This window comes from Streptomyces asiaticus (genome assembly GCF_018138715.1).
Lineage (GTDB): Bacteria > Actinomycetota > Actinomycetes > Streptomycetales > Streptomycetaceae > Streptomyces > Streptomyces asiaticus.
Map to the genome: position 1 here is coordinate 2,553,763 of NZ_JAGSHX010000006.1, position 17,883 is coordinate 2,571,645.

The 17,883-nt window shown below is 70.1% G+C and carries 16 protein-coding genes; 2 read left to right on the forward strand and 14 right to left on the reverse strand.

All coding sequences use genetic code 11. From position 1 onward, the window contains the following. Positions 1-73 precede the first annotated feature (73 nt). Both mnmA and KHP12_RS18395 read right to left on the reverse strand, forming a co-directional pair. Positions 74-1,225, reverse strand: coding sequence for a tRNA 2-thiouridine(34) synthase MnmA (gene mnmA / locus KHP12_RS18390; RefSeq protein WP_086885818.1), 1,152 nt, complete (start codon positions 1,223-1,225; stop codon positions 74-76). A 59-nt stretch (positions 1,226-1,284) separates the two neighbouring features. Beyond that, entirely contained in the window at positions 1,285-2,196 is a 912-nt protein-coding gene (locus KHP12_RS18395; protein ID WP_037960835.1) for a TIGR03619 family F420-dependent LLM class oxidoreductase, read from the reverse strand. Positions 2,197-2,401: 205 nt separating this feature from the next. On the opposite strand from KHP12_RS18395, the gene KHP12_RS18400 reads away from it, so the two are divergent. Beyond that, complete coding sequence (locus KHP12_RS18400) at positions 2,402-3,127, forward strand: N-acetylmuramoyl-L-alanine amidase (protein WP_086885820.1); 726 nt, start codon at positions 2,402-2,404, stop codon at positions 3,125-3,127. Positions 3,128-3,167: 40 nt separating this feature from the next. Here KHP12_RS18400 and KHP12_RS18405 read toward each other — a convergent pair whose 3' ends face one another. After that, the gene (locus KHP12_RS18405; RefSeq protein WP_246648618.1) at positions 3,168-4,601 is read right to left on the reverse strand and encodes a hypothetical protein; all 1,434 of its coding nucleotides are present in this window, start codon (positions 4,599-4,601) and stop codon (positions 3,168-3,170) included. Positions 4,602-4,806: 205 nt separating this feature from the next. After that, positions 4,807-5,976 (reverse strand): cysteine desulfurase family protein, encoded by a 1,170-nt coding sequence (locus KHP12_RS18410; RefSeq protein WP_211833179.1) that lies wholly within the window; start codon positions 5,974-5,976, stop codon positions 4,807-4,809. Positions 5,977-6,095: 119 nt separating this feature from the next. Between KHP12_RS18410 and KHP12_RS18415 the strand changes: the two genes are divergently transcribed. Then, complete coding sequence (locus KHP12_RS18415; protein ID WP_210609919.1) at positions 6,096-6,977, forward strand: alpha/beta fold hydrolase; 882 nt, start codon at positions 6,096-6,098, stop codon at positions 6,975-6,977. 408 nt (positions 6,978-7,385) lie between these two features. Here the strand turns inward: KHP12_RS18415 and KHP12_RS18420 are convergent, their stop codons facing one another. The 10 genes from KHP12_RS18420 to KHP12_RS18465 form a co-directional block, all read right to left on the reverse strand. After that, entirely contained in the window at positions 7,386-8,267 is an 882-nt protein-coding gene (locus tag KHP12_RS18420; protein ID WP_086885100.1) for an SRPBCC family protein, read from the reverse strand. Next, complete coding sequence (locus KHP12_RS18425; RefSeq protein WP_211833180.1) at positions 8,264-8,662, reverse strand: ArsR/SmtB family transcription factor; 399 nt, start codon at positions 8,660-8,662, stop codon at positions 8,264-8,266. Before KHP12_RS18425 ends, KHP12_RS18420 begins: the two co-directional genes overlap by 4 nt. A 73-nt stretch (positions 8,663-8,735) precedes the next feature. Next, entirely contained in the window at positions 8,736-9,395 is a 660-nt protein-coding gene (locus KHP12_RS18430; RefSeq protein WP_086885102.1) for a trimeric intracellular cation channel family protein, read from the reverse strand. Positions 9,396-9,448: 53 nt separating this feature from the next. Then, positions 9,449-10,552 carry an ABC transporter ATP-binding protein gene (locus tag KHP12_RS18435; RefSeq protein WP_086885106.1) on the reverse strand — a complete coding sequence of 368 codons (1,104 nt, stop codon included), beginning with the start codon at positions 10,550-10,552 and terminating at the stop codon, positions 9,449-9,451. Positions 10,553-10,572: 20 nt separating this feature from the next. Further along, the gene (locus KHP12_RS18440) at positions 10,573-11,715 is read right to left on the reverse strand and encodes an ABC transporter ATP-binding protein (RefSeq protein ID WP_037960854.1); all 1,143 of its coding nucleotides are present in this window, start codon (positions 11,713-11,715) and stop codon (positions 10,573-10,575) included. Beyond that, entirely contained in the window at positions 11,712-12,686 is a 975-nt protein-coding gene (locus KHP12_RS18445) for an ABC transporter permease (RefSeq protein ID WP_086885108.1), read from the reverse strand. Before KHP12_RS18445 ends, KHP12_RS18440 begins: the two co-directional genes overlap by 4 nt. Positions 12,687-12,846: 160 nt before the next feature. Continuing rightward, on the reverse strand, positions 12,847-14,607 hold the full coding sequence (locus tag KHP12_RS18450) for an ABC transporter substrate-binding protein (RefSeq protein ID WP_086885103.1): 1,761 nt from the start codon (positions 14,605-14,607) through the stop codon (positions 12,847-12,849). A 131-nt stretch (positions 14,608-14,738) separates the two neighbouring features. Continuing rightward, positions 14,739-15,743, reverse strand: a complete 1,005-nt coding sequence (locus KHP12_RS18455) for an ABC transporter permease (RefSeq protein WP_037960857.1) — start codon at positions 15,741-15,743, stop codon at positions 14,739-14,741. 410 nt (positions 15,744-16,153) lie between these two features. Then, complete coding sequence (locus KHP12_RS18460; RefSeq protein WP_037960859.1) at positions 16,154-16,951, reverse strand: enhanced serine sensitivity protein SseB C-terminal domain-containing protein; 798 nt, start codon at positions 16,949-16,951, stop codon at positions 16,154-16,156. A gap of 111 nt (positions 16,952-17,062) precedes the next feature. Next, positions 17,063-17,869 (reverse strand): enhanced serine sensitivity protein SseB, encoded by an 807-nt coding sequence (locus tag KHP12_RS18465; RefSeq protein ID WP_372455204.1) that lies wholly within the window; start codon positions 17,867-17,869, stop codon positions 17,063-17,065. Between the last annotated feature and the right edge of the window lie 14 nt (positions 17,870-17,883).

A 17,883-nucleotide genomic window follows, 5' to 3' on the forward strand; every position in this document is an offset into this window, starting at 1 on the left:
CCCTGGAATTCTCTGCGGCCTTCCAGAGTCTTCCGGGGCTTTCCGGGGTCCTCCGCGGCCGACCGCACCGCCGCTACGAGGCGACCGGCTGGGCCCGCTCGGTCGCGGCGATGGTCGCGGAGCCGACCACCCGGGTGCCGTCGTAGAGCACGATCGCCTGCCCGGGCGCCACACCCCGCACCGGCTCGGTGAAGGTCACCCGCAGCTCGGTTTCCCCGATTCGCTCGGCCATCACCTCGGTTTCGCCACCATGTGCGCGCAGCTGGGCGGTGTACGTGCCCGGGCCCACCGGAGGGGCCCCGCACCAGCGCGGCTTGATGGCGGTGAGGGCGGCCACGTCCAGGGCCTCGACGGGGCCGACCGTGACCGTGTTGTCCACCGGGGAGATGTCCAGGACATAGCGCGGCTTGCCGTCGGGCGCCGGATGGCCGATGCGCAGCCCCTTGCGCTGGCCGATGGTGAAGCCGTACGCGCCCTCGTGGGTGCCCAGCCGGTGCCCGTCCTCGTCGACGATGTCGCCCTCGGCCGTACCGAGGTGCCGGGCCAGGAAGCCCTGGGTGTCGCCGTCGGCGATGAAGCAGATGTCATGGCTGTCGGGCTTCTTGGCCACGGCCAGGCCCCGCCGCTCCGCCTCCGCGCGGATCTCGTCCTTGGTGGTCAGGGTGTCACCGAGGGGGAACATCGCATGGGCGAGCTGGCGCTCGTCGAGCACGCCGAGGACATAGGACTGGTCCTTGGCCATGTCGCTGGCGCGGTGCAGCTCACGCGAGCCGTCCTCGCGCTCCACGATCGTGGCGTAGTGCCCGGTGCAGACGGCGTCGAAGCCGAGGGCGAGCGCCTTGTCCAGCAGCGCGGCGAACTTGATCTTCTCGTTGCAGCGCAGACACGGATTGGGGGTGCGGCCCGCCTCGTACTCGGCGATGAAGTCCTCGACCACGTCCTCACGGAAGCGCTCGGCGAGGTCCCACACATAGAAGGGGATCCCGATCACATCGGCGGCCCGCCGGGCGTCCCGCGAGTCCTCGATGGTGCAACAGCCACGGGCGCCGGTGCGGAACGACTGCGGGTTGGCGGAGAGCGCGAGATGGACGCCGGTCACGTCGTGGCCCGCCTCGGCAGCCCGCGCGGCGGCGACCGCGGAGTCCACACCGCCGGACATGGCAGCGAGGACGCGCAGCCGACGGCCGTCGCGGGGACCTGTGGGCGCACCGGGGAAGTCAGTCATAACTCGACCAGAATAGTCGCTACGCACGCAACGACGTTCCGGGTACGCCACCGCCCCGCTCAGCTCGCCCGCGCCCGCTCCAGCACCCGCTGGACGAGGTCCAGGGCTTGGTCGGCGTCCTTGCCGAGGTAGATCAGGTCGACGAAGGCGTGCTGGATGCCCGCTTCCCGCTCGGCCCGGACCAGGGTCGTCGCGATGTCGTCCACGGAGGCGTCGGCGCTCGGGTTGACGCGCAGGATCGCGTCGAACGCGGCCGGGTCCCGGCCTTCCCGCTCGACCGCTTCGCGCACCCCGGGCAGCCGCTCGGCGAGGGCGGCGACGGGGTCGGGCGCTCCGGACGCGGCCGGGACGACCGCGATGGGCAGCCAGCCGTCGGCACGCCGGGCCACCCGGCGCATGGCCGCGGGCGCGAAGGCGGCGAGGTAGACGGGCGGGCGAGGGCGCGAGGCCGGTTTGAGGTCCACGTGGGAGGCGGGCACGGTCCAGTGGTCCCCGCGGTACTCGACCGGGTTCCGGGTCCACCAGGCGTCCAGGGCGTCGAGGCATTCGTCCAGGCGCCGGCCGCGCTCGGCCATGGGGACGTCCACCGCCTCGTACTCCTCGGGCGACCAGCCGGTGCCGAGCCCGACCAGCAGCCGGCCCGCGCTCAGCAGATCGACGGTGGTGAGGGAGCGGGCGAGCAGCGCGGGCGGGTACCAGGGGGCGTTGATGACATCGGTGCCGAGCTCGACCCGCTCGGTGGCCGCGGCGGCGGTGGCCAGCACGGCGAAGGGGTCGAGCGCGGCGCGGAATTCGGGCGGGATCACATCGGTGCCCGCGTAGCCGACGATCGGGTCGACCGGGGCGAGCAGGCGGTCCCCGACCCACAGGCTGTCCGCGCCGAGCTCCTCGGCCTGGCGCGCGAACCGCGCGATGTCCTCGGGGTGGTGGGCGAGCGGACCGAACTGGGGAAGGGCGAATCCGATGCGCATACCGTCAGCTCCTCGTCGAGCGGATGGACACATTCCGGCGGACACGTTCCGGCGGACAACCTTCCGGCGGACACGTTCCGGCCGACGTACTCCACGGTACGGAGAAGTACCGGGAAGTACGGGAGGCGCGGGGCCCCGGAGACAGTTCAACGTTCATCTACCCGGACGGCCAGAGGGCCATCGCCCGGAACGAAGGGTTCGCGCCATGATCCCGGCGGCCGGAACCCGACGCCCGCCCCCGCGCGTTGAGCGTTCCGTGAGCGAGACCACGACCGGCGGTGGACGCCGCGTCAGCAGGCGCACCCTCCTGATCGGCGGCTCGGCGGCCGGTCTCGGCGCGGGTGTCGCGGCCTATGCCGCGCGGGACGAGCTGACCCGGATGTGGTGGCGGCTGCCCGGAATCGACAAGCCCCGCAAGGCGGGGGCGGTCGATCAGCCGGGCGCGGAGTGGATCCCGGCCTCGGGCGCGAACTGGCGGTGGGCGGACCGCCCGGACGACTACGTCATCGACCGAGTGGTGATCCATGTGGTCCAGGGCAGTTTCGACGACGCGGTGCGGGTCTTCAAGGACCCCGGACACCGCGCCGCGGCGCACTATGTGGTGCGCCGCGACGGGCATATCGCGCAGCTGGTCCGGGAGCTGGACGTGGCGTTCCACGCGGGCAACCGCTCGTACAACGAGCGCAGCATCGGCATCGAGCACGAGGGGTTCGTGAGCGAGCCGAGCTCGTTCACGGACGCGATGTACCGCGCCTCGGCGCGGCTCACCGCCTCGATCTGCGAGCGGTACGACATCCCTCGGGACCGTGAGCACATCGTCGGCCATGTGGAGGTGCCGGGCACCGATCACACCGACCCCGGCCGCCATTGGGACTGGGACCGCTATATACGGCTGGTGCGAGCGGTACGCGTGGCACGGACGGCGAAGTGACAGACCTGGCTCAGGCGGACCTGGCTCAGGCGGACCTGGCTCAGGCTCCGAAGACGATGGCGAGCGGACGGGCCGCGCTGTCGCTGCTGGGCCTGCTCGCCCGGCTGTCGCCGATGTAGAGCTTCTTGCCGGTGTAGATCATGGTGCAGTCCCCGTAGGTGTCCATGTCGGACTCCACGTCCTTCATGTCGTCCGGGTGGGTCTGGAGCGTGTCCATCGCGAAGGTCTTGGGATCGACGCGCACGACCCCTCCGGCCTCGCTGTACATGGAGCCCAGATAGGCGATCAGGGAGCCGTCGTCATCGGTCTGGACGGGGATCAGCGACCGGCTCTCCGCCATCTTCGTCTTCCCGGTCTCCTTGCCGGTCTTCAGGTTCAGACCGGAGATCCGCTCCCCCGGGCCGCCGTGGTCCACGTCCACCTCCGAGGAGAGGTAGAGGGTGCTGCTCGCCTTGTCGAGGGCGAGTTCGGTGCAGCCCTCCACGCTCGTGGCCGGGCAGTTGGGCTGGTACCCCTTGGCCAGGACGTCGATCGTGCTGAGCAGCTTGCCCTGCTTGCCGCTGTCGTCGATGGTCAGGATGTCCGTGGTGCCGGTCCCGGCGTCCGAGTCGCCGGTGTCGACGGCCACGACGAGCGGCGCGGTGGAGATCACATGCGCGTACTCGACCTTCTCGTCCAGCTTGTAGCTGGACTTCACGTCGCGGGTCCTGGGGTCGACCGTCTGGACCTCCAGCCGCTTGGTGCTGGAGTCCTCGGTGTCGCAGCTCCGGATCGCGACGATCTTGTCCTCGCCGCCCGCGTAGCCGTCGTCGTCGCAGTCCGCGAGGTACGCGGGCTTCCACAGCGGCTTCCCGTCGAGCGACCAGGCTCCCCCGCCGCCGGTGCCGCCCGCGGCCACGGTGCCACCGCCGATGGTGACCTCGTCGAACTGCACCCCGGCGTTGCCCTCGCTGTCCGACCCCTCCTTCCGCCAGACCAGCTCGCCCTTCTTCAGGTCGACAAGACCGACCTTGGTGCACAGGGCGTCCTCGCCCGCGCCGTCCCGGAACAGGATGGCGGTCAGACCGTCCTTGGTCATATGCGGGGAGGCCCAGCAGAGCTGTCCGCCGAGCGGAATCCGCCACTTGGACTTGGCGCCGTCGAGCGAGTAGCCGACGAGCTTGTTGACGTCGCCCTTCACAAAGGTCGAGTCCGTCACCCAGGTGCCCATGGTGTTGGCCTCCTTGCCGACCTTCGGCATGGCGACCTTGCCCAGCGTCTTCGCCTGGGCGCCCTTGGACGAGCCCCCGCTCCCGCCGCCGTCGTCATCCCCGGACCCGCAGCCGCTCACCAGGGCGGCCGCGAGGACCCCGCCCGCGATCAGCTTCAGTGCGGGCTTGGAGCGCCACCCCCGCGACGGCGGCCGCCGCACCCCCCGCGGCTGCGGGGGCTGGTGCGACGGCTGGTGGTGCGGCGGCAGCGAAGGCTGCGACATCGATGAACTCCTGGATTTCCCCGTGAAGAAAACCTGTGCGCGTATCCCGCATGACAGGTCTCGTTGACGGGTAAATCCTTTCCCACGGTTCTCCGCCTTTTCAAGCGGAGATTGCTGTTCCGTAGGTTATGTGAAATGGCCGCCGGAACAATTCGAATTCCGTGGTGATGATGAGGCGGTCCGGGCGGGGCCGTCGGCGCGGCCGTCAGCTGAGTCCCGCCCCGCGCGCCCGTTCCACCGCCGGGCCGATCGCCTCCGCTACGGCCTCCACATCGGCCTTGGTCGAGGTGTGGCCGAACGAGAAGCGCAGGGTGCCCCGGGCCAGCTCGGGGTCGCTGCCGGTGGCCAGGACCACATGGCTGGGCTGGGCGACACCGGCCGTGCAGGCCGAGCCCGTCGAGCATTCGATGCCCTGGGCGTCCAGCAGCAGAAGCAGCGAATCGCCCTCGCAGCCGGGAAAGGAGAAGTGGGCATTGGCGGGGAGCCGGCCCGCCGGGTCGGGGTCGCCGCCGAGGACCGCGTCGGGCACGGCCGTACGGACGGCGGTGATCAGCGTGTCGCGCAGGGCGCCGATCTCGCGGGCGAACTCCTCGCGGTGCTCGGCGGCATGCGCACCGGCCACGGCGAAGGCGGCGATGGCCGGGGTGTCGAGCGTCCCGGAGCGCACCTGACGCTCCTGGCCGCCGCCGTGCAGCACGGGCACCGGGGTGTGCTCACGGCCGAGGAGCAGCGCGCCGATGCCGTAGGGACCGCCTATCTTGTGGCCGCTGACGGTCATCGCGGCCAGCCCCGAGGCGGCGAAGTCGACCTCGGTCTGACCGAACGCCTGGACCGCGTCGGCATGCAGCGGAACGCCGAATTCGGCGGCGATGGCAGCGAGTTCGCGGACCGGCTGGATGGTGCCGATCTCGTTGTTGGCCCACATGACGGTGGCGAGGGCGACGTCCGAGGGGTCGCGGGCGATCGCCTCGCGCAGCGCCTCGGGGTGGACCCGGCCGAGGGAGTCGACCGGCAGCCATTCGACCCGCGCGCCCTCGTGCTCGGCGAGCCAGTCGACCGCGTCGAGCACGGCGTGGTGCTCCACGGGGCTGGCGAGCAGCCGGACGCGGGCCGGGTCGGCGTCCCTGCGGGACCAGTAGAGCCCCTTGACCGCGAGATTGTCGGCCTCGGTCCCCCCGGCGGTGAAGACGACCTCGCTCGGGCGGGCGCCCAGCGAGGCGGCCAGGGATTCGCGCGACTCCTCGACGGTACGGCGGGCACGCCGGCCGGCGGCGTGCAGCGAGGAGGCGTTGCCCGTGACGGCGAGCTGGGCGGTCATCGCCTGCACCGCCTCCGGGAGCATCGGAGTGGTGGCGGCGTGGTCGAGGTAAACCATGGTGGCCTCGATTCTACGAGGCGTTGCGGGGCTGCGTACCGGGTGCACGGCCCGCGGCTTTCTCATGGGTTCGCGAGGACCCCTCGACAGGGCTGTAAGGAGTGTCTACGATTTTACTCATGACAGGCACTGAGTGGAAGACCGAGAAGACCGAGAAGACCGAATGGGACCTGGACCGCACCTACCTCAGCTCCTCCGGCGAGGTCCGCTGGGCCGAGTTCGGCGCGCCGGACGCGCCGCCGGTCGTGCTGCTGCACGGCACGCCGTTCTCGTCGTACGTGTGGCGGGGCGTCGCCCGTGCGCTGGCCGGCCGGTACCGGGTGTTCGTGTGGGACATGCCGGGCTATGGGGCCTCCGAGAAGCGGGCTGACCAGGACGTCTCGCTGGCCGCCCAGGGCCGGGTCTTCGGTGAGCTGCTCGAGGAGTGGGGGCTGACCGGGGAGGGGGCGGAACCGGCCGTCGTCGCCCATGACTTCGGCGGCTGCGTCGCCCTGCGCGCGCATCTGCTGCACGGTGCGAGGTATCGCCGGCTGGCGCTGGTCAACGCTCTCGCGCTGTCCCCGTGGGGCTCCCCCACGTACCGCCTGATCGGCGCCCATCACGACGTCTTCGGGCAGCTGTCACCCGAGGTGCATCGGGGTCTGGTGCGCGAGTACATCCGCTCGGGGAGTGCCTCAGGGCTGCATCCGCGGGTGCTGGAGCGGATCGTGGACGGGTGGTGCGGCGGCCCTGAGGACCAGGCTGCGTTCTACCGGCAGATCGCGCAGAACGATCGGCGCTTCACGGATGAGATCGAGGGGCGGTACGGGGAGATCTCTCTGCCGGTGCTGGTCTGCTGGGGTGCGGATGACTCTTGGATTCCTGTCGAGCGGGGGCGGGAGCTTGCGTCTCGGATTCCGGGGGCGGGGTTTCGGCTGATCGAGGGGGCGGGGCATCTGGTGCAGGAGGATGCGCCTGCGGAGTTGGGTGTTGCGCTCAGTGGGTTCCTCGGCGAGGGCTGAGGGGGCGCCTACGGCGGTTGTTCCCCCACCCCGCCCCTTCCCGAAACTGGGACTCCGCCCCAGACCCCGGTCCTCAAACGCCGGACGGGCTGGAGTGGGCGCTCGAACGCCGGACGGGCTGGATGGGGGCCTCCGACGCCGGGCGGGCCGGAATGCGAGGCCGCAAACGCCAGTCGGCCAGGCTGCGGATCCGCAATCGCCGGACGGGCCAGGATGCGCGCCCTCAAACGCCGGACGGGCCAGAATGCGGGCCTTCAAGCGGCGGACGGGCCGAATGCAGCCCTCGCCGGACGGGCTAGTTTGCGGCCCTCAAGCACCGGACGGGCCGGGTTGCAAGACCTCCAGCGCCAGACGGGCCGGATGGGCGATCCACAAACGCCAGACAGGCGGATTGCGTGGGCTCGCGGTTCAGGCGCTCATGCGGAGCAGCTCTGCGGCCAGTCGGCCGATGTGGTGGCGCCAGGATTTTTGGGCTTCGGTGCGTTCCGCGGCGGCGTCTGACGGGCCCGTTTGGGTGAGGATGAGGCGGGCGCCGTGGCCGGTGCCTTCGGTGAGTTCCCAGCGGACCGTTCCGGCGGGGTGGCCGCCGCGCTCCCAGTCGTAGGTGAGCACCCGAGGCGGGCGCGCCTCGGTGATCGGGCCCGCCGGGACCGCGTCCGTGCGGAAGCCCGAGGGGACCGGCGCCCCGGCCGCCGGTTCGGCGGTGGTGTCGGCGGCCGGGCCGGTCAGTGCCCGCCAGGCCGTCTCGGCGGGGCGGACCAGCTGGCGCTCGAAGCGCAGCCGCCAGCCGCCGTCCTCGGTGGTCTCCACCGTGCCCTCGGCGAGCCCGAACGCCTCGACGTACTGCTCGTGCAGCTCGGCCATGTCGCCGTGGGCGACCTCCTCACCGCCGAGCAGGGCCGCGAGACCCGTGATGCAGGCGTGCCAGCCGGAGGCGAAGCTGGCCGCGCCGAAGCGGTCGCCGAAGGTGTGGGTGAGGGTCAGTACGGAGCCGTCACCCTCGGGGCGCAGCTCCCAGCGGAGCTCGTCCTCGCCCCAGGTGAAGGCGAAGACATGGGGCGGGTCGAGCTCGGTGACGACGCCGTCCATGTCCGGGCCCTCGCGCCCGGGGAAGACGAAGCCCATCCGGCCCCCGACCTCGAGCTCGACCTGGACCTCGGAGGGGAACCAGTGGGCGAGCTGGGCGGGCTCGGTGAGCGCCCGCCAGACCTTCTCCGGGGGGTGGGCGAGCCGGCGCTCGAGGCGCAGCGCCGAGCGGCCGCCGTCGGACTGGGCGAGGGTGTCTTTCATGGCGCTTCTCCGTCGGGTACGTCGGGGGGTACGTCGGGGGGTGCGTCGCGTACGTCGAGTGGCTCGGGTTCCCCGGTCATCCCGGGGAGGTCCGGCATCGTGTCCAGGTGTCGTTCGAGCGCGTCGAGACGGTCGGTCCACAGCCGACGGTACGGCGCCAGCCAGGCGTCCACCTCGGCGAGCGGCTCCGGGCAGAGTTCGTACCAGCGGCGCTGGGCGTCCCGGCGGACCCGCACCAGACCGGCCTCGCGCAGCACCCGCAGGTGCTTGGAGGTGCCCGGCTGGGTGAGCCCCAGGTGCTCGGTCAGCTCACCGACCAGGCGGGGCCGCTCCAGCAGGAGGTCCAGGATCTGCCGTCGACTCGGCTCCGCGAGCACATCGAACGGTATGGCCATGCCCTCAACATAACGCCCTGGCTATATAACCGCAAGGGAATGCAAGCCCCCCGGGTACGGAACGATCACCCCCTCAGGGCTCCTCCGTCGCCGTACTGCGCCGGTTCCACGCCCTCGGCGCCCGCCAGCCGAACCGCATCGCCGCCAGCCGCACCACAAACGCCACGGCGGCCGCGAGCGCGCTCGTGGCCGCCGTAAGGGCGTCGAAATGGAGCAGCAGGGCCGCTATCGAGGAGCCGACGATGGCCGGGACGGCGTACAGGTCCCGGTCCCAGCGCAGCAGCGAGGGCGCCTCATGGGCGAGGAGGTCGCGCAGCACACCGCCGCCGACCGCCGTGGCCATGCCGAGGGTGACGGACGAGGTGAGGCCGAGCCCGAAGTCATGCGCCTTCATCGTGCCCTCGACGCAGAACAGCCCCAGCCCGGCCGCGTCGAAGACCCCGACCGCCGCCGTGATCCGCTCGACCTCGGGGTGGAGGAAGAAGACGATGCCGGTGGCGACGAGCGGGGTGAGGAAGTAGCCGAGGTCGGTGAAGGCGATGGGCGGCACCGCGCCGATCACCAGGTCGCGGAAGACACCGCCGCCCAGCGCGGTGACCTCGGCGAGCACCGCCATGCCGAAGACATCGAAGTTCTTCCGCACGGCGAGCAGCGCGCCGGATATCGCGAAGACGAAGATCCCGGCGACTTCCAGGGCGTGCTGGACGGACGGGGTGAACAGTTCGATGGGCACGCGACATTGTTATCCGCGAGGGCCCACCGGTCCCGTCCGGACCCCGTCCCGTCTCAGCTGTCGGTCTTCTTCGTCACCTTCTGTGCCGACTCGGCACCGGGCTTCTCCCCCGGCGCCTGGTCAGGGCCACGCGGCGGTAGCCGCATATCAGACACGGACTCCGGGTGGTGGCAGGCCACCTGGTGGCCGGTGGCCAGCGACACCAGCGGGGGCTCCTGCCGCTTGCACACCTCGGTCGCCTTCCAGCACCGGGTGTGGAAGCGGCAGCCGGAGGGCGGGGCGATCGGCGAGGGCACATCGCCCTTGAGCAGGATCCGCTCCCGCTTGGCGCGCCGCCTGGGGTCCGGCACCGGCACCGCGGACAGCAGCGCCTTGGTGTACGGGTGCATGGGGCGCTCGTAGAGGTCCTTGCGGTCCGCCAGCTCGACGATCTTCCCCAGGTACATCACCGCGATCCGGTCCGAGACATGGCGGATGACCGACAGGTCGTGCGCGATGATCACGTACGTCAGGCCCAGCTCGTCCTGGAGGTCGTCCAGCAGGTTGACCACCTGCGCCTGGATCGACACATCCAGGGCCGAGACCGGCTCGTCGGCCACGACCAGCTTGGGCTTGAGGGCCAGCGCCCGGGCGATGCCGATGCGCTGCCGCTGGCCGCCGGAGAACTCGTGCGGATAGCGGTTGTAGTGCTCGGGGTTGAGCCCGACCAGCGCCAGCAGCCGCTGGACCTCCGCCTTGACCCCGCCCTCGGGGGTGACGCCCTGGAGCCGGAAGGGCGCGCTGACGATCGCGCCGACGGTGTGCCGGGGGTTCAGCGAGGAGTACGGGTCCTGGAAGATCATCTGGACGTCACGCCGCATCGGCCGCATCTGGGCCGTGTTGAGATGCGTGATGTCCTTGCCCTCGAACTCGATCTTGCCCGAGGTGGGTTCGAGCAGCCGGGTGATCAGCCGCCCCATGGTGGACTTGCCGCAGCCCGACTCGCCCACCACGCCCAGGGTCTCCCCCGGCCGGACGTCGAAGTCGAGCCCGTCGACCGCCTGGACCGCACCGGACTGCCGCTGGAGCAGCCCCTTCTTGATGGGGAAGTGCTTGACCAGACCCGACACCTTGAGCAGGGGCTCGGGCGACGTCGTCGCCTTCTCCGGGACCGTCATCTTCGGATCCTTCGTGTCGGTCACAGCTTCGGCGCAATCTCTTCGGTCCAGATCCGGGTGCGCTCCTCCTGCGTCATATGGCACGCGGAGAAGTGCCCGCCGCCCCCGGCCTCGGTGAGCTCCGGCCGCTCGGTGCGGGTGATGTTGTCCTTCGGCACATCGGCGTACGGGCAGCGGGGGTGGAAGGCGCAGCCGGACGGCACGTTGATGAGGCTGGGCGGAGAGCCCTTGACCGGGATGAGCCGCTCGGTCTGGTCGCGGTCGATACGGGGCATCGAGCCCAGCAGACCCCAGGTGTACGGGTGCTGGGGCTCGTAGAAGACCTTCTCGGCCGGGCCGCGCTCGACACAGCGCCCGCCGTACATCACCAGCAGATCGTCGGCGAGCTCGGCGACCACGCCCAGGTCATGGGTGATGATGATGACCGCGGAGCCGAACTCCTTCTGGAGGTCCCGGATGAGGTCGAGGATCTGCGCCTGGACGGTGACGTCCAGGGCGGTGGTCGGCTCGTCGGCGATCAGCAGCTCGGGGTTGTTGACCAGCGCCATCGCGATCATGGCGCGCTGGCGCATCCCGCCGGAGAACTCGTGCGGATAGCTGTCCACCCGCTTGTCGGGCTGCGGGATGCCGACGCGGTCCAGCAGCTCGATCGCGCGCTTGCGGGCCACCTCCTTGGTGACCTCGTGGTGCACCCGGTACGCCTCGATGATCTGGCGGCCGATGGTGTAGTACGGGTGCAGCGCGGACAGCGGATCCTGGAAGATCATCGACATCTCGCGGCCGCGCAGCTTGCGCACCTCGTCGGGGTCGGCGCCCAGCAGCTCCTGGCCGTTGAGCCAGATCTCACCGGAGATCCGCGCCTTGCGGCGGCCGTACTGGCCCGCGGTGTGCAGCCCCATGATGCCGAGCGAGGTGACGGACTTGCCGGAGCCGGACTCGCCGACGATGCCGAGCGTCTTGCCCTTCTCCAGCCGGAAGCTGAGCCCGTCCACCGACTTCACCAGACCGTCGTCGGTCGGGAAGTGGACGTGCAGATCGCGCACCTCGAGGAAGGCGGTGGGGGCGGGCGAGCCCGCCGCGGCCACCTCGCCCACGGCGGCGGTGCCGGTGGCCGGCAGATCGCCGTTCCCGGGCTGTCCTGAGGGCTTGGTCAGGTCGGTCATCCGAGCCTCACTCGCGGGTCGATGACGGCGTACAGAAGGTCCACGACGAGGTTGGCGACCACGATGAAGACGGCCGCGATCAGGGTGACGCCGAGGATGACCGGCAGGTCCTTCTCGGTGATCGCGTTCACCGCGAGCCGCCCGAGGCCGGGCAGGTTGTAGGTGGTCTCGGTGAGGACCGCGCCGCCCAGCAGCGCGCCCAGGTCGAGGCCGAGCAGGGTGAGGACCGGGGTCCAGGTCGAGCGCATCGCGTGCCGGCCGATGACCACCCGCTCCCGCAGACCCTTGGCGCGGGCGGTGCGGATGTAGTCCTCGCCCATGATCTCCAGCATGGTGGCCCGGGTGAGCCGGGCGTACATCGCCGCGTAGAGGAAGGCGAGCGTGATCCACGGGAGGATCAGGCTCTCGAACCACATCGCCGGATCGTCACCGAGCCCCTTGTAGTCCACGTTGACCCACTTCAGCGAGTAGCTGAAGATCGCCAGCGAGAGCAGACCGGTGAAGTAGATCGGCAGCGAGACACCGGCCAGCGCGACCGTCATCGCCGAGCGGTCCCACAGGGTGCCCCGGCGCAGCGCGGAGACGACACCGGTGGTGATGCCGCCGACCAGCCACAGCAGACAGGCGCCCGCGGCGAGCGAGAGAGTGACCGGCATGGCGTCGGTGAGCTGCGGCCACACCGCCTGCTCGGTGCGGAAGGAGTAGCCGAAGCAGGGCGCCGGGCAGTGGGTGACGTCCGTGCCGTTGGCGTAGTCCCGGCCGACGAAGAGGCCCTGGACGAAGTGCCAGAACTGCACCAGGACCGGATCACCGAGGCTGAGCTTCTGCCGGATGCCCTCGATGGCCGCGGGGTCGGCCTGCTTGCCGACGAACAGCAGCGCGGGATCGGCACCGGCCCACTTCGGGATCACGAAGAAGATGGCGAAGGTCGTAAGGGTGACGACCAACAGCATCACGACGACGGCGAACAAGCGCCGGATGAGATAAGCAAGCACTGTGCGCGGCCCGGGGGTGGCCCGTGATACCCCGGTCGAGGGGGATCACGGGCCACCGCCCGCGGCCATCACCTGCCCTTCGGGCCTATCGGGTGCGGCGATGGTTAACGTGTGCGGCGGATCGGGTGACCGGCCGTCACTTGACGACGCCCAGCTGGGAGTAGTCGTAGCGGCCGTTGTAGGCCGCCGACGTGAAGGCGTTCGTCAGCCGCGAGCTGCGCCAGGTGATGTTCTTCTCGTAGATGAACGGCATCTGCACGGCCAGGTCGCTGACCTTGTGGTTCATCTTCTGGTAGATCGCCCCGGCCTTGCTGGGGTCGGTCTCCTTGAGCGCGTCGTCGAAGTACTTGTTGATCTCCGCGTTGTTGGTCTCGGAGACGTTGTAGTTACCGGTCTGCTCGATGAAGCGGCCGTCGATCAGCGGCTGGGAGAAACCCTGGCCGGTGGGGAAGTCCGGGCCCCAGCCGGTCATGGACAGGCCGTAGCCGCGCTTCTTCATCACCGCCGGCGAACCGGTGATGCTGGCGGAGGTGCTGCCCTGGATCGGCTCCACGTTGAGGCTGATGCCGACCTTCTTCAGCGACGCCTGGAGCGCCTCGGCGGCGTCGACCTCGGCGGGCTGGTCGTTGCGGGCCACGATGCTGGTGGAGAAGCCGCCCGGCTTGCCGCACTGCTTCAGCTCGTCCTTGGCCTTGGCCACGTCCGCCTTGCCACCGCGCTTCAGGATGCCGTACGGGTCGTAGTTGTCCGAGCCCTTCACGCTCTTGGGGAGCATGTTGGTGGCGATGTCACCACCGGCCTGCGGGCCACCACGGGTGGTCTGGAGCGACTTGTAGTCGGTGCCGTAGATGACCGCCTTGCGGCAGTGGATGTTGTCGAGCGGCTTGACCTTGGTGGTGAAGTCGACGTAGCGGACGAAGCTGGTGGTGATGTTGTCGACGTTGCCCTTGTTGTGCTTGAGGGCGTCGTTACGGCCCGAGGGGGTCATACCGGTGGCGCTGAGGAAGACGTCGTAGTCGCCCTTGATCAGCAGCCGGTCGATCGCCTCGAGGTTGGAGTTGAAGGTGACCGTGACCTTGTCCGGCAGCGCCGGGCGGATCGGGTCGGACGCCTTCTTCCAGCTGGTGTTGCGGACCAGCGACAGGCTCTTGCCCGGGGTGTACGACTGGACCTTGTACGGACCGGAGGAGAACGGCCGGTTGGTGTACTTGGCGCCGGTGTCCTTGTCCGCCTTCACCGGGGAGCCGGTCGGCATCGCGAGCATCTGCTCGAAGTCACCGTTGGGCTTGGCGAGGTTGAAGACGATGGTCTTGTCGTCCGGCGTCTGGATCGCCTTCAGGCCCAGCTTGTCCTTGGACTTGTCCTTGTACGGGCCCTTGTACTCGCCCTTGGGGTCCAGGACCTGGCGCAGATAGCCGGGGCCGCCGGAGACGACGTCCTTGGCCCAGATGCGCTCGATGCCGTACTTGACGTCCTTGGACGTGATCGGGGAGCCGTCCTCCCAGGTGATCCCGTCGCGCAGGGTGTAGGTGTAGGTCTTGCCGCCGTTGGTGATCTTGCCGGTGGAGGTGGCGAGGTCCGGGGTCAGCTCGTTCGCGGCGTTGCCCGGCTTCGGCGTGTAGGAGATCAGTTGGCGCGCGTAGAAGCGGGAGAAGTCCCAGGCGAACCCGTAGTACTGACGCTGCGGGTCGAGGGAGTCGAACTCCTGCTTGTTGATGAACTTGAGGGTGCCGCCCTTCTTGGCGGACTTGGCTGCGACACCCTTCACCGCGGCGTTGAACCCGGCACCCGAGCCCTCGTCGTCGGAACCGCCCCCACCGCAAGCGGCGGTGGCCAGGAGAGCGCCGACGACAGCCGCCGCTCCGGCGATCCGCCTGCTTCTCGACGAACGTTTCATAGTTGCTGCAACCTCCGGGTTAGAGCGGTCCTGAGCATGGCGCCGCGGAATACCTTGGGGAGCCGTCTGCCGGATGTGGCAGGGGCTGCTGATTGCGTTCGAGTACGACCGGGCGGCCGTGTGCCGCACCGTCATCGGGTGCCCTTCGGGTCCAGTGCGTCGCGGACGCCGTCACCGAAGAGGTTGAAGGCCAGCACCGTGACGAAGATCGCCACACCCGGGATGATCATGAACATCGGGTCGTCCTCATAGGTGCCGACCGCCTTGGAGAGCATCTGCCCCCAAGAGGCGGTGGGCGGCTTCACGCCCGCGCCGAGGAAGCTGAGCGCGGCCTCGGTGAGGATGTTGGTGGGGATCATCAGCGTCGTGTAGACGGTGATCGGCGCCACCAGGTTGGGCAGCAACTCACGGAAGAGGATGTAGCGCCGGCCGGCGCCCAGACTCCGCGCGGCCTCGATGTACTCCTTCTCGCGCAGCGACAGCGTCTGGCCGCGCACGATGCGGCCGACGTACGGCCAGCCGAAGAAGCCGATGACCGAGACCAGGATCGCGATGCGCACCCCGCTGCCGGTCAGTCCCAGCAGGTCGTTGGGGAGCACGGAGACCAGGGAGATGATGAAGAGCAGCTGCGGGAAGGCCAGCAGCATGTCCATCACCCGGCTGATCAGCGAGTCCACCCAGCCGCCGAAGTACCCGGCGATGATGCCGAAAATGGTGCCGAGGACCACCGCGACCACCGCCGCGAGGAAGGCCACCAGCAGCGAGATCCGGGCGCCGTAGATGACCCGGCTGAAGACGTCGCGGCCGTTGGACGGCTCCACACCGAACAGGAAGTCCGAGCTGATGCCGCCCATGGACCCCTTCGGGGTGCCGAACAGCGGGTCGATCTCCTCCTGGTGGAACTCATTGGGCGGATGCCCGAGCAGACTCACGATGAGCGGAGCGAAGATCGCCACCAGCACGAGGAAGACGACAACGATGCCACCCGTCAGTGCGAGCTTGTCCCGCTTCAGGCGCGACCAGGCGATCTGCCGCAGCGATCTGCCTTCGACGGACGCTTTGACCACATCCGCCGCTACATCGGCAGTCGCGACCGGATCGCTGTCCGTGCTCGTGCCGTGCAATGGTGCCGTCATCGTGGTGGAGACCCCTCTCGACCGGTGGTGACCGGCCCACGACTCGCCGCTGTAGCGGCTTTGTTCACAACCTGGGTGAAAGTCGCGTTCTGGTACGGAACCCTTCTGGAAGGGGTCGTACGCAGGAACCGCACCCCTTGGAGCGGGAGTCTTCAACGCGTTTGTGATCACCCGCCAGTACTCCCGGGCAATGGATGCCTAACCGTGATGTGAGGAGTACCGCTCCGCTATACGGACGGTCGCGACACGAGAACGCAGCAGTAACATCGCGCCCGTAATGAGGTGTTCGGCCCGATTGGGGCGGAAGGCCGGTCGGGCAATCCCGTCAATCGGTGCGCGGCTCGGTACGCGGCGGGATCCGGTGGCTCGATACGTGGGACGGGGTGGCCCGGTACGCGGGACGGGGTGGCTCAGTACGCGGGACGCGGCGGCGGATAGCCGTAGCCGTACGACGGCGGCGCGGCGGGCGCGGCGCCATAGGCGTCACGGTCGAAGAACGGGCGGGCGTTGGCCCGCATCCACATGGCGACGGGGTCGTACTCGTCCGAGAGCGCGACCGTGGAGACCGGCAGCCCGTCCGGCACGGCGGTGATCGACTGCTCCATCATCACCCGCACCGACTGCACCGCCGCCGCTCCGGTGTCGTACAGATCCAGGCCGATCGCCAAGTACGGGGCGCCCAGCGAGGGCTGCACCCAGGCGCGCCGCAACGAGCGCACCGCGGCGGTGCGATGCGCGTTCTGCCCCAACAGGGCGTAGAACTGGGGGATGTCGATGGCGGGTTCGGTCAGCCGCAGCGGCCCGGCGGGCAGCCGGTCCAGACCGCCCGCGATCCGGCGCAAGTCCGGCCAGGGGATGCCCACTCCACCGCCGCGGGCGTGGGGGTTGAGCCAGAGGCCGTAGCGGTCGCGGTAGAGCGAGTCGGCGATGAGGCGTCCGTCGGCCACCTCGTGCGCGCGGTTCCAGCCACTGGCGGCCAGTTCCTGCGCCGAGGTCACACACGGGGCGTAACCGAGGCCGTCCACGTCCATGTTCCCGTACTGGGCGTCGGGCGAGCCGGGCGCACCGTGCCACAGCAGCATCCAGACCTGGCCCTCACCGATGGCGTGCAGCAGCGCCTCGTAGGCGTCGTACCGGCCGGGAGCGACCTGTTGCAACGCTCGCTCAACCTGGCCGGCCGCCGCCCCCCAATCCGCGCCCGCGCTCACCTGGGTCCGCCCCTTCTCATCGCCTTGCCCACACCTCACCGGGGAGCGTGCCCGCACCCCTCCTGGTCATCAAACCAGCTTACGGGCCCCGGCAGCGGACCCAGGGGCGAGTCAGAGGTCACGGTCGTAGAACGGACGCACCCGTCCCAGCATCCAGTCGGCCACCGGATCGCCCTGCGCCACGTCCAGCAGCACCAGCTGAACCTTCCACGGCACCGGCACCGAACCGAGGGCGCGGCCGAGCGCCTCCACCGCGCGCGCCTGCCCCTCGGGGTCGGGCTCGTCGAGCTGCACCCCGACGAAGAGCGCCGGCTCGTCGCCCTCGACGCTGGCCAGGGCGCGCCGGGCGGTCCGCACCCCGGTGCCCTTGGCGAACTCGATCCCGGCGGCGGCCAGGAAGTCCACCGGCTCGTCCTGCCAGTCCGGTTCGAAGAGCCGCACCCGGCCACCGGCGGCCGGGCCGTCGAGCTCGGTACGCCCGGCGCGGCACAACTCCCGGACGGCGGGCGGAGGCAGCGGTACGACCACCGCGCCACCGGGGTTCACCGCGATGCCGAGCTGGGGCGGCAGCCCGCGGGCGAACTCCACGGCCGGGGCGATGGTGAAGGACATATGGGGGCCGACGAGCTGGAGGAACTGCTGCTCGGAGCTGAACACCGGGACATACGCGCCGCCGTCGATCTCCATCGTGGGCAGATCGAGGCTCGGGCTGCCCGGGCCCCCGCCGTTGGGCAGCGGGATCCAGAGGTGGCTGCGGGAGAGCGTCTCGACGATGCGCGCTCCGGCCCCGGGGACGTCGACGGAGGCGGCCATCACCTCTTCGAGCTCATTGCCGGGAAACGCCGAATGCGCGGCATATCCGCCGTCCGGGAATCCTCCGTGCGCCGGGGCCACTCCGTACTGCTCCGGGAAGCTCATCTTCGTCCAACCGC